The organism is Nonomuraea guangzhouensis, assembly GCF_019396345.1.
GTDB classification, from domain to species: Bacteria; Actinomycetota; Actinomycetes; order Streptosporangiales; family Streptosporangiaceae; genus Nonomuraea; species Nonomuraea guangzhouensis.
Map to the genome: position 1 here is coordinate 279,151 of NZ_JAHKRM010000017.1, position 11,372 is coordinate 290,522.

Annotated in this window: 10 protein-coding genes; 6 read left to right on the forward strand and 4 right to left on the reverse strand. The window is 69.3% G+C overall.

Features of this window, described 5'->3' with window-relative positions:
* Positions 1-51 precede the first annotated feature (51 nt).
* Genes KME78_RS33475 through KME78_RS33495 form a run of 5 tightly spaced genes read left to right on the forward strand, consistent with a single transcriptional unit; the run spans position 52 to position 5,428 of the window.
* Complete coding sequence (locus tag KME78_RS33475) at positions 52-1,401, forward strand: extracellular solute-binding protein (protein WP_372454987.1); 1,350 nt, start codon at positions 52-54, stop codon at positions 1,399-1,401.
* A complete protein-coding gene (locus KME78_RS33480) occupies positions 1,402-2,334 on the forward strand; it encodes a carbohydrate ABC transporter permease (protein ID WP_219533405.1) in 933 nt (310 codons plus the stop codon).
* Positions 2,331-3,275 carry a carbohydrate ABC transporter permease gene (locus tag KME78_RS33485; RefSeq protein ID WP_219533406.1) on the forward strand — a complete coding sequence of 315 codons (945 nt, stop codon included), beginning with the start codon at positions 2,331-2,333 and terminating at the stop codon, positions 3,273-3,275. Before KME78_RS33480 ends, KME78_RS33485 begins: the two co-directional genes overlap by 4 nt.
* Before the next feature lie 7 nt (positions 3,276-3,282).
* The gene (locus KME78_RS33490; protein ID WP_219533407.1) at positions 3,283-4,296 is read left to right on the forward strand and encodes an NAD(P)-dependent alcohol dehydrogenase; all 1,014 of its coding nucleotides are present in this window, start codon (positions 3,283-3,285) and stop codon (positions 4,294-4,296) included.
* Positions 4,297-4,318: 22 nt separating this feature from the next.
* The gene (locus KME78_RS33495; protein ID WP_219533409.1) at positions 4,319-5,428 is read left to right on the forward strand and encodes an ABC transporter ATP-binding protein; all 1,110 of its coding nucleotides are present in this window, start codon (positions 4,319-4,321) and stop codon (positions 5,426-5,428) included.
* A 14-nt stretch (positions 5,429-5,442) separates the two neighbouring features.
* On the opposite strand, the gene KME78_RS33500 is transcribed toward KME78_RS33495, so the two are convergent.
* From KME78_RS33500 to panD, 3 genes are all read right to left on the reverse strand, one after another.
* Positions 5,443-6,666 (reverse strand): hypothetical protein, encoded by a 1,224-nt coding sequence (locus KME78_RS33500; protein WP_219533410.1) that lies wholly within the window; start codon positions 6,664-6,666, stop codon positions 5,443-5,445.
* Between the two features lie 116 nt (positions 6,667-6,782).
* A complete protein-coding gene (locus KME78_RS33505; protein WP_219533412.1) occupies positions 6,783-7,799 on the reverse strand; it encodes a LacI family DNA-binding transcriptional regulator in 1,017 nt (338 codons plus the stop codon).
* A gap of 110 nt (positions 7,800-7,909) precedes the next feature.
* Positions 7,910-8,326, reverse strand: coding sequence for an aspartate 1-decarboxylase (gene panD / locus KME78_RS33510; RefSeq protein WP_219533430.1), 417 nt, complete (start codon positions 8,324-8,326; stop codon positions 7,910-7,912).
* A gap of 129 nt (positions 8,327-8,455) precedes the next feature.
* Between panD and KME78_RS33515 the strand changes: the two genes are divergently transcribed.
* A complete protein-coding gene (locus tag KME78_RS33515; protein WP_219533413.1) occupies positions 8,456-9,457 on the forward strand; it encodes an iron-siderophore ABC transporter substrate-binding protein in 1,002 nt (333 codons plus the stop codon).
* A gap of 1 nt (position 9,458) precedes the next feature.
* On the opposite strand, the gene KME78_RS33520 is transcribed toward KME78_RS33515, so the two are convergent.
* Positions 9,459-11,372 (reverse strand): AMP-binding protein (locus tag KME78_RS33520; RefSeq protein WP_219533415.1); only part of this gene is annotated, 1,914 nt, incomplete at its 5' end.

An 11,372-nucleotide genomic window follows, 5' to 3' on the forward strand; every position in this document is an offset into this window, starting at 1 on the left:
GCAGCGGTGACCATCGGCGGAAGTCTGAGTTCGTGCGGATCTCACGGTGATGTGACCCGAGCCGCCACCAGCGACCAGTGGCGCCAGTTCCAGGGCGCCACTCTCAACTTCATCTCCGAGAACACCGCCCCCACCGCCGCCATCGCCGCCAACACCAAGCCGTTCACCGATCTGACGGGGATCGACGTCAGGATCGTGACGCTCGAGCTGACCGCCCTGGTCCAGCGGGTCGCCCTCGACCTGGCCTCGGGCCGGGCCCAATACCAGGTGATCTACGCCGACCCCTACCAGGTGCTCGCGCCGTACCAGCGGGGGCTGGTGGACCTGCGTACGTTGGAGGCGGATCCGAACCTCCCCAAGCTGCCCGGCGGGGTCGGGGACTTCATCCCCGTCCAGATGGACGCCGCCGGACGGTTCGTCGATCCCACGGCGTACTACGCCCTCCCCTATGACGCGCCGACGATGATCTGGCAGTACCGGCAGGACCTGTTCGCCAAGTACCACGACCGCATGGCCAACGACCTCGGGTTCGACCCCACCCCCGGCGGCGACCGGACCTGGGAGGAGTACTTCAAGATCGCCCAGTGGTTCAACAAGAACGCGACCTCGGACGTCAAGTACGGCACCGGCCACCAGGCCAGGCAGCACGACTCCCTGATGAACGACTTCAGCAACGTGCTGTGGTCCTACGGCGGCGCCTACTTTGACAACGGCAAGGAAGTGGGACGTCTGGGCGCGCGGGATCCCGGACCGTGCCGGCTCGACTCCGAGGCCGCCATCGCGGGCGCGGAGTTCTACAACCGGCTGCTCTCCATCGCCGACCCCGCCTCCAAGACGTGGGACTGGGACGGCGTCGGCGCCGCCTTCCGCTCGGGCCGGCTGGCGATGTGCCCGAACTGGCATGAGTTCGCGGCCAGCAACGAGCTGGTGATGCCCGGCAAGGCCGGCTACGCGGTGCTGCCCAAGGGCCCGGTCGCCACGGCCAACATGTACGGCGGCACGGGAGTCGGCATCAGCGCGAACACGATGCCCAACGAGCGCGGCGCCGCCTGGCTGTTCCTCGTGTGGGCCACCTCCCCCGAGACCCAACTGGCCAACCTCAAGAGCAAGGCCGGTGGCGGCACCCCCACGCGTACCTCCGTGTACGAGATGCCGGAAGTGCGCGCTGCCGAGAAACGGCCGTCGCCGATGCCCAACATGCTCACGGCCGCCGCGGTACGCGAGGCCTGGACGCCCGAGCGGATCGGCCTGCGACCCAAGATCCCGATGTGGAACGAGTGCAACACCGCGATCTTCACCCAGCTGTCCACGATGCTCAGCGGGGCCGAGTCACCCGCGAACGCGATGCGTTCGATCAAGTCGCGGGTGGACCAGATCGTGGCGCGAGGGTGGGTGGCCTAGATGACGCACGCGGCGCAGACCTCGGCGGTACGCGGAACGGCCACGCCGAAGATCAGCCCTCGCAAGGAGCCGCGGATCGGCTTCGAAGGCTGGATGATGGCTCCGGGCCTGCTGCTGCTGGCCGCGCTGTCGATCGTGCCGTTCATCGCCCTGATCGCGATGAGCTTCTCCCGCGTCCGGCTGCTGGGCGGGGTACGGCTCGACCTGGTGGGCCTGGGCAACTGGGCGCGCTTCTTCACCGACGCGGACATGTGGCTGTCCTGGCTGCGGACGATCATCTTCTTCGTGCTCACCGTCGGGCTGGAGATGGTCCTCGGCATGGGCATCGCCCTGTGCCTGTTCCGGGTGCTGCGTGGCCGCAACATCCTGCTCGCCCTGCTGCTGCTGCCGATGTTCGCCGCGCCGTCGATCGTCGGCCTGCTGGGCCGCTACCTCACCGACTCCACCTTCGGGCTCTACGCGTGGGTGCTGCGCGGGTTCGGCTACACCGGCGACATCCTCGGCGCCCCGCTCAGCGCCTTCGCCGCCGTCGTCCTCATGGACGTGTGGGAGTGGACCCCGCTGATCGCCCTGATCACTCTCGCCGGGCTGTCCAGCGTGCCGCAGTCGGTACGGGAGGCCGCCGCCGTCGACGGCGCCCGCGGCTGGATGACGCTGCGCTACATCCTCTTCCCGGCGATCTCCAACGTGCTGCTCGTCGCGCTGCTCATCCGCTCGATGGACGCCATCCGCTACTTCGACATCATCTGGGTCACCACCAACGGCGGCCCCGCGGACGCGACCAAGATCGTGCCCATCCGGCTGTACGAGACCGCGTTCCGCTTCTTCGACCTGGGCTACGCCGCCGCCATCGGCCTGGCGATGCTGGCCTTCTCGATCTTCATCGCCCGTACGTTCGTGCGGCTGCTGGATGTGAGGGGGTTGACCCGATGAGCAAGTCGATGACGCCTCCGTCGTCCCCGCCTCTGCAGACCGTGCCCGGTGGGGCCGCGCCGCGGGAGCCGGTCACCGCTGCCCCGCGCGGAGAGGCGCAGTCGCCGCTGGAGGAGAGCAGCCGGCGTACGCGGTGGATGGTGACGCTGCTCATCGTGGTGGCGCTGCTCTGGACGCTGGTCCCCCTGGTGTGGATGCTGATGTCGTCGTTCAAGAGCGCCCAGGACGTGACCGCGTCCACGCCGCAGTTCTTCTTCGCGCCGACTCTGGACAACTACCGCAACCTGTTCAGCGGGGCCAACAACCTCGGGCCGTACATCGTGCACAGCGTGCTCGCCGCCGGCATCTCCGCGCTGCTCGCGGTGGGCCTGGGCGCGCTGGCCGGGTACGGGCTGGCGCGCACCCACATGCGTGGGAAGAAGCATCTGGCGTTCTGGATCATCTCCACGCGTATGGCGCCCATCGCGGCGGTCGTGGTGCCGCTGTTCCTCATCTTCCGCGGGCTCGGCCTGATCGACTCGATTCCGGGGCTGATCCTGGCCTACCTGACCTTCAACCTGCCCTTCGCGATCTGGCTGATGAGCGCGTTCTTCGCCGAGGTGCCGTCGTCGCTGGAGGAGTCGGCGCTGGTCTCCGGCTGCTCCCGCTGGCAGGCCTTCTGGATGGTGATCCTGCCGCTGACCAAGTCGGGGCTGGTCACCACGTTCATCCTGTGCCTGGTCTTCGCCTGGAACGACTACGCCTTCGCCGTCGTCTTCTCCGGGCCGAACTCCCAGACGCTGCCCATCGCCGCCTCCCAGTTGGTCACCCAGACGGGTATCGACTGGGGCCAGCTCACCGCGATCGGCACGATCGTGGTCGTGCCGATGATGCTCGCCGGGCTCGCCGTGCGCCGCTGGCTGGTCACCGGACTCACCCTCGGCGCCATCACCGGGGAGTAGGTGGGCCATGCGCGCGGCCGTACTGGAGGGTGTCGGCAGGATCCAGCTGGAGGAGCGGCCACGGCCCGAGCCCGGCCCCCGGGAGGTGCTGGTACGGGTCGCCTCGGTCGGGACGTGCGGCTCGGACGTGCACTACTACGAACACGGCCGCATCGGCGACTTCGTGGTGGAGTCGCCGCTGGTGCTGGGCCACGAGCCGTCCGGCACCGTGGTCGTCGCCGGGCCCGGGGTCAGCCGCGATCGGGTGGGCCGGCGCGTCTCCGTGGAGCCCGGGGTGCCCGACTTCACCTGCCGGCAGTGCCGGGCCGGCCGCTACAACCTCTGCCCGAGCATGCGCTTCTTCGGCACCCCGCCGATCGACGGCGCCTTCTGCGAGTACGTCGTGACCCACGAGGAGTTCGCCCACCCCGTGCCCGACACGCTGTCCGATGACGCCGCCGCCCTGATCGAGCCGCTGTCGGTGGGCGTGTGGGCCTGCTGGAAGGCCCGGGTCGAGCCGGGCACCCGGGTGCTGGTCACCGGCGCCGGCCCGGTCGGGCTGCTGTGCATGCAGACCGCCCTGGCCTTCGGCGCGACCGACGTGCTGATCACCGATGTGAACTCCGTCCGGCTCGGGGTCGCCCGTGACCTGGGCGCGAGCGAGACGCTCAATGTTGGCGAGACCCGCCTGTCCGACGCCGGGTTCGAACCCGATGTGCTGCTCGAATGCTCCGGTCATCCGGCCGCGATCGGGGAGGCCATCCGCGCGGTGGGACGGGCCGGGCGCGTCGTGCTCATCGGCATGGGCGGGGACGAGATCCCGCTGCCGCTCTCCCACGTACAGACCCGCGAACTCGAGGTGACGGGCACGTTCCGCTATGCCGGCACCTGGCCGGCGGCCATCGCCCTGGCCGCCGCGGGCCGCGTCCAACTGGACGCGCTGGTGACCGGCCACTACGGCCTGGCCGACGTCGAACAGGCACTCACCGCGGGCACCCGTGATCCCAAGCTGGTCAAGGCCGTCGTCCGGCCGCAGGAGTGAGGGTGCGTCCTAAGGAGAGATCATGTCCAGAGTCCTGTACGAAGAGGCGACCCGCGTCTATCCCGGATCCGACCGGCCCGCGGTCGACGCGCTCGACCTCGACATCCATGACGGTGAGTTCCTGGTGCTCGTCGGCCCGTCGGGCTGCGGGAAGTCCACCTCCCTGCGCATGCTCGCCGGGCTGGAAAGGGTGGACGGCGGGCGCATCGCCATCGGCGAGCGTGACGTCACCCACCTGGCGCCGCGTGATCGGGACATCGCCATGGTGTTCCAGAACTATGCCCTGTACCCGCACATGTCGGTGGCCGACAACATGGGCTTCGCCCTTCGGGTGATGAAGACGCCCAAGACCGAGATCGACCGCCGGGTCCGTGAGGCCGCCCACCTGCTGGACCTCGACGAGTTCCTGGACCGCAAGCCCAAGGCGCTCTCCGGCGGGCAGCGGCAACGCGTGGCCATGGGCCGGGCGATCGTCCGCGAGCCGAGTGTGTTCCTCATGGACGAGCCCTTGTCCAACCTGGACGCCAAACTCCGCGTACAGACGCGCACGCAGATCGCCGCGCTGCAGCGCAGGCTCGGCGTGACGACGGTCTACGTGACCCACGACCAGGTCGAGGCCATGACCATGGGCGACCGGGTCGCCGTGCTCAAGGACGGGGTGCTCCAGCAGGTCGACACGCCGCTCCGGCTCTACCAGCACCCGGCCAACGTCTTCGTCGCCGGCTTCATCGGCTCCCCGTCGATGAATCTCTCGGAGTACCCGGTCGAAGGCGGCGAAGCGGTCCTCGACGACACACGGGTGCCGCTGAGCCGCGAGACGCTCGACGCGCTCAAGGACGAGGGCGCCGACCGCGTCATCCTGGGCTTCCGGCCCGAGAGCGTCGAGGTCGTGGGCGAGGGCACGGCGGGGAGCTTCCCGGTCACCGTCACCGTCGTGGAGGAACTCGGCTCGGACGCCTTCCTCTACGGCCAGTACGCCGACACGACCGATCCGGCACGCCTCGAACAGACCGTCATCGCCCGTGTCGACCCCAACCGGCCGCCGGCCAAGGGCGAACGGGTCCGGCTGCGCATACGGCCGGGCAAGGAGCGGCTCTTCTCGGCGGTCACCGGCCAGCGGCTGCCCGCCTGACCGGTGACCCGCTCTTACGAGATCTTCTCCAGGAGGTACGTTCCCGTGCCGTCCGCCATGCCGGTGCTGTACTGCCGCAAGGTCTCGCCGTTCGCGACCCGGGCCTGGCCGAACATGAAGCCGCTGCTCTTGACCTGGAGACCGACCAGGTCCGAGCCCGGCACGTCCCGGTAAACGTAGAAGCGCTGGCGGTTGTCCACGGTCTGGCAGCCGCCCTCCTGGAGCCTGCCGCCCTCGTCGAGCTCCTCGGTCAACGTCAGGCATTTGCCGCTGTAGTGGCTGATGAAGAGGTACTCGTCCATGCCCGCGCTCACCGGCCCATGGCACACGGCCCAATGCGCGCGAGTGGCGCTCGACCAGCCCGCGAGGCGGATCTCGTCGGTGCCGTCGATGTTGTACCAGTTCAGCAGCCGGTCAGGGGTGCCGAGCCGGTAGTAGCCCGGCTCGCAGACGAAGCCCGGCGGCACGGCGAACGGCGCCACCGCTCCCGCCGAAGCCGTCTTCTCCACCTGCTGCTTCGCCTGCTCCGCTGCCTGTCGCCTGGCCTGTTCCGCTGCCTGCTTCTTGGCCGCCAGACCGTCACAGCCGAGTTGCACCTGCGCCATCCTCATGAGGCTGCCGGCGGGCACGGTGTCCTCGCACCGGATCGCGCCTTCTTCCATCACCGAGTAGGTCGTGTAGCTGCCGCCTGGCCGCTCGACCCACTCGGTGGCGTACTGGCCGCCGCCCTTGTCGACCCGGGTGCAGTTGAGACCGCCGTATTCGCCGGTGACCTTACGAGTCCCTTTGAACAGCCCGTAATAACCCGGAGCGATGAAGTTCCAGGTGATGGCCTGGGTTTCCTTGTCCGTCGAGGCGGTGGTCTTCTTGACGGTCCGGTTGACGAACGCCTCGACCCTGCCGAGGACCCCGATGTTGAACCCGGCCAGGATCTGCGTCGTGGTGCCGACCTCGACCGTGACCGTGGTCGAGGTTTCGAGGGTGACGGTCTGGGAGCCCGTCGTGCCGGCGGTGACGAAGAAGGTCTTGAAGTGCGTGAGCGTCGGCGTCATCACCGCGCTCTTGACGATCGGGTATCGCTTGCCGAGATCGGCGGCGGTGCAGGCCTCGCCCGGCTTCGGGTCAGCCGCCGCACCAGCGGGCGTCGCGTTCAGGCAGATGAGTCCCGAGGCGGCGAGCATCGCCAGGGTAAGCACGCCCTTGGTCCAACGACCGGAGGCGGATCGTAATCGTTTCACCGTGTCTCCCTTCGTCCTTACTGCAAGCGCTTACAGCACGATTTACACAGTGATCAGCCATCCATGACGTGTCAACCCCTGTGCAGTTTTGTGTCAAGCCGCAGTGGAGTTTGGGATCACGCTGTTCCGCATCCGCAGCTACCCCTGATCACCAGCTGCGTCTCCAGCACACGGTCGACCGCGGCCGGTCCGCCGCCCTCGATCTCGCGGAGCAGCAGCCGTGCGGTCTCCCTCCCGAGTTCGCGCATCGGCTGGTGCACCGTGGTCAGCCCCGAGACCGGCAGACCCGCCATCGGGATGTCGTCGAATCCGGTGACGGCGACGTCCTGCGGGACGCGAGATCCGCTGTCCAGGAGGGCGAGCACGGCACCGATGGCGGTCTCGTCGTTGACGCAGACCAGAGCCCTCGGCGGCGGCCCGGCGGCCAGCAGCCGGTTGACCGCGATGAACCCGTCGGATTGGGTGAGCCCCACACGGACCGGCTCCGCCGGCGCCGCGAGCCCCGCGTGCCGGTGTGCCTGCTCGAATCCCTGCCACCGGTAGGAGGCGTCCGGCGAGCTGCCGGGATCGCCGACGAACGTCAACCGCTCGTAGCGATGGTCGATCAGCAGGTGCCTGGTCAGCCGATCGAACGCCGAGACGTTCTCGACCCGAGCCGTGGGAATGCCCGCCCGCGGCCTGCTGGCCAGCAGAACCACCGGATCACCGCGGTCCCACAGGCGATCCACGACGACGTCGGGCAGCACACCACCCATGACGGCGAGCCCGTCGACCCGGGCCGCGGTGTCCCTGACCAGCTCGTCCGACTCTCGGAGCAGGTGGGTGCCGAGAATGATGACGGCCAGCTGCGCGCGTACGGCCTCCTCCTCGAAGCCACCGATCACCTCGGAGTAGTAGGGCCCCGACAGGCCCGGGAACACGATGCCCAGCGCGCCGTGGGACCGCTTGGCGAGCCCGTGCCCCAGCCGGCTCGGCCGGAAGTCGTGACGCTCGATGACGGCGAGCACCCGCCGCCGGGTCTCCTCGGAGACCTGCCCCACGCCCCGGGCCACCCTGGAGACGGTCGCGGCGGACACCCCCGTCTCCTGTGCGATCTCCTGAAGGGTCGCGCCGCGCCTGCCTCGCCTGGTCATCGATCCCCAGTTCCCAGGCCCATCCGGCCTGAAAACGTTTGCTGAATGTTTGCCGGGACTCTATTCCCCGCGAAACAGGGCCGCAACCCTGCTCCCCCGCAGAGTGGGGATCAACCGACCGTCGAGCCCGGCTTCTGGTCGATGGAGCCCGGAACCGGGGCGGACGGGTCGGATCCGAGGTCGACGATCCGATTGCGCCCGTCGACGTGGACGACGGACGGGACGTACGACTTGACCTCGCTCTCGTCCACCTGCCGGTAGGACATGATGATGACCAGGTCATCCGGTGACACGAGGTGGGCCGCCGCGCCGTTGATGCCGATCACGCCCGAACCCGCCGGCCCTTCGATGACGTAGGTCGTCAGCCGGGACCCGTTGGTGATGTCGACGACGTGGACCTGCTCGCCCTCGACGAGGTCGGCCGCGTCCATGAGGACTCTGTCGATCGTGATCGAGCCGACGTAGTGCAGGTCGGCCTGGGTCACGGTGGCCCTGTGGATCTTTCCGCCGAGCAGGGTGCGCTGCATGTCCATGCCCTCCGAGGGGTAGTAAAAGTTAGGTAATGCTATCCTAAGTTCACCCATCGACTCCCGCCTGTGCAACCCCCCGGCCAGCGGTCACCGAGACGCCGGAGGACACAGAGACAAGGAACTCAGATGACTCCTCCCGGCACCGTCCGTCACTCGCGCGTCGCGGCGATCGCCGTGGCCTGCGCCCTCATGGTGAGCGCGCTGGTCTCGTGTTCGAGCTCCGCGCAGGCCCCGAAGACCACCGCGGCGGCCGATCCGGCCTTCCCCGTCGCCATCGACCACAAGTTCGGGTCCACCACGATCAAGACGAGGCCCACCCGGGTGGTCACCGTCGGGTGGAACGACCAGGACTTCGCCCTCGCCCTCGGCGTGGTGCCGGTGAGCACGCGGCAGTGGTTCGACGAGTACCTCACCTACCCGTGGGTCAAGACGGCGCTGGGCGGCAAGCCGCTGCCGACGTTCTCGGCGGAGATCAACTTCGAGGCCATCATCAAGCAGCGGCCCGACCTGATCATCGCGATCTACGAGACGATCAACAAGCAGACGTACGACAAGCTCTCGCAGATCGCCCCTACGGTCGTCCAGTCCAGTAAGTACCCGGACGAGCAGACCCCGTGGGACGTCCAGACGCTCACCACGGGCAAGGCGCTGGGCCGGTCCGCGCAGGCGCAGGCGCTCGTCGACAAGGTCAACGACAAGATCGCCGAGGCGAAGCAGGCGCATCCCGAGTTCGCCGGGAAGGTCCTCGTGGTGGACTACGGCCCCGAGAACGGACAGCACTACCTGATCCCCGGCCGTGACCCGCGCCGCGCGCTGTTCGACGCGCTCGGCTTCGCCGCCCAGAGCCAGAACGGTGACATCAGCGAGGAGCGGCTGGACCTGCTCGACCGGGACGTGCTGTTCGTCAACGGCTCGACCAAGGCGAAGATGGCCTCGTCGCCGGTCTTCTCCCGCCTGAAGGTGGTCAAGACCGATCGAACCATTTATACGGACTTCTCCACCCCGCTCGGTGGCGCGCTGTCGTACAGCGGCCCGGACGCCCTGCTCTACGCGCTCGACGTGCTCGTGCCCCAGCTGGCGAACGCGGCCGACATGAAGCCGTCGACCGCGGTCACCGACCTGTCCTGACTCACCGGGCAAGGTGACGGCCGATCAGCGGGCCGAGGATCTCCAGGGTGCGGGTGTCCAGTAGTTCGGAATGCCCGCACTCGATGGCGAACGTCCGCAGCGCTCCCCCGACGTACCGGCTCCACTGGTCGGAGGCCGTCCCGGTGAACCCCTGCTCCGGCACGGTCGCGTCGACGAAGACCACGTCGCCGGGGAAGACGCCGTACTCGGCCCGTGCCATCATGCGGTCGCTGGCCAGGTAGGTCTCGACCACCTTCGCGATCTGCGTGTCCTCCAGCGCGGCGACTCCGCCGTCCAGCTCGCGGACGAACCCGACCGCGTCGGCGACGGACAGCGTGTCGCGCCGCTCCTCCGGCACCTGGCAGCCCATCTCGATCAGCAGATCGGCGATCGCCGCAGGCCCCTCGGTGAGGTCCCTTCGTGTGTCGAGCATGCCGAGGAACGTGACCTCACGTCCGTCGGCTATCAGCCGGTTCGCCACCTGATGCGCCACCGCGCCGCCGAACGACCAGCCGAGCAGCCCGACCGGCCCTTCGGGGGCGGTCCGGTCGATCAGGTCGGCGTACTCGCCGGCCAGCTCGCGCATCGTGGCAGGGAGGTCGGTGGTACGGCTCAGCAGGGGTGATTGCAGGCCGTAGAGCGGGACGTCGGGCGGCAGGTGGCGCTTGAGTCCGGCGAACTGCCAGCTCAGGCCGCTGGCCGGCGGCAGACAGAACAGCGGCGGGCCGTCGCCTCCTGCCCGCAGGACCAGCAGGGGGGCCATCGCATCGCCGGCGGACGCGGTGTTGCCGATCCGGTGGGCGAGGGCGGCGGCCGTGGGTGCTGTGAACAGGTCCGCGATCGGGAGGTCGACGTCGAGGTCCCGGCGCAGGGCCGCGGCCAGCCGTACCAGCAGCAGCGAGTGCCCGCCGAGGACGAAGAAGTCGTCGTCCACACCGACCGAGTCGAGGCCCAGCACCTCCGCGATGACGGCGCAGACGGCCGCCTCGGTACGCGACCGCGGCTCTGTGCGGGTGGCCATCCGGGCGAAGTCGACGTCCGGCAGCGCCGAGCGATCCACCTTGCCGTTCGGTGTGAGCGGCAACTCGTCGATGACCGTCACGACCGCGGGCACCATGTACGCCGGCAGGCGCTGGGCAAGGTGGTCCCGGAACCGGAGCGACGACAAGGCGTCACCGGCAACGGGGCTGTCCTGCGGAGGTGCCGAAGCTTCGCTGGTCGCGAGGCCGTCCCGAGGAGGTGCCGAGGCATCGCTGGTCGCGAGGCCGCCCCCCATCCGGGACGGGGTGACGTACGCGAGGATGTGGGTCTCGCCGCGTGAGTCCTGTCGCGCGACCACCGCGACCTGCCGGACAGCGGGATGCTGGGCCGCGACCGACTCGATCTCGCCCAGCTCGATGCGGAACCCCCGCACCTTGACCTGGTGGTCCGAGCGGCCGAGGAACTCCAGCGAGCCGTCAGAGGTCCAGCGCGCGAGGTCCCCGGTGCGATAGAGCCGGGCGCCATCGCCGAACGGATCGGCGACGAACCGTGACGCGGTGAGGCCGTGACGCCCCAGGTAGCCGCGGGTGACCTGCGCCCCGCCGAGATAGAGCTCGCCGACGGCACCGGGAGGAACCGGGCACAGCGCCGCGTCCAGGAGGTGGGCCGTGGTGCCGGGCAGAGGGCGGCCGATCGTGGGGCGGTCGCACCAGCCGTCGTTCACAGGGGCGGCGGTGGCCCAGACGGTCGCCTCCGTGGGACCGTACAGGTTCGTCACGCTCTGCGCCCTTCCCGCCAGCTCCCCCGCGAGCGCGGTCGGCAGCGCCTCACCGCCGACCAGCGCCCGCACGCCGCTGAGGTCGGCGTCCGGCGACTGTGCCAGCGCCGACCACAGCGACGGGGTCGCCTGCATGACCGTGACGCGTTCGGCCGC

What these genes read in the sequence shown, in the direction of transcription:
- KME78_RS33480 (WP_219533405.1), top strand. Translation starts at nt 1,402, where the DNA reads ATGACGCACGCGGCGCAGACCTCGGCGGTACGCGGAACGGCCACGCCG.
- KME78_RS33485 (WP_219533406.1), top strand. Translation starts at nt 2,331, where the DNA reads ATGAGCAAGTCGATGACGCCTCCGTCGTCCCCGCCTCTGCAGACCGTG.
- KME78_RS33490 (WP_219533407.1), top strand. Translation starts at nt 3,283, where the DNA reads ATGCGCGCGGCCGTACTGGAGGGTGTCGGCAGGATCCAGCTGGAGGAG.
- KME78_RS33495 (WP_219533409.1), top strand. Translation starts at nt 4,319, where the DNA reads ATGTCCAGAGTCCTGTACGAAGAGGCGACCCGCGTCTATCCCGGATCC.
- KME78_RS33505 (WP_219533412.1), bottom strand. Translation starts at nt 7,799, where the DNA reads ATGACCAGGCGAGGCAGGCGCGGCGCGACCCTTCAGGAGATCGCACAG.
- panD (WP_219533430.1), bottom strand. Translation starts at nt 8,326, where the DNA reads ATGCAGCGCACCCTGCTCGGCGGAAAGATCCACAGGGCCACCGTGACC.
- KME78_RS33515 (WP_219533413.1), top strand. Translation starts at nt 8,456, where the DNA reads ATGACTCCTCCCGGCACCGTCCGTCACTCGCGCGTCGCGGCGATCGCC.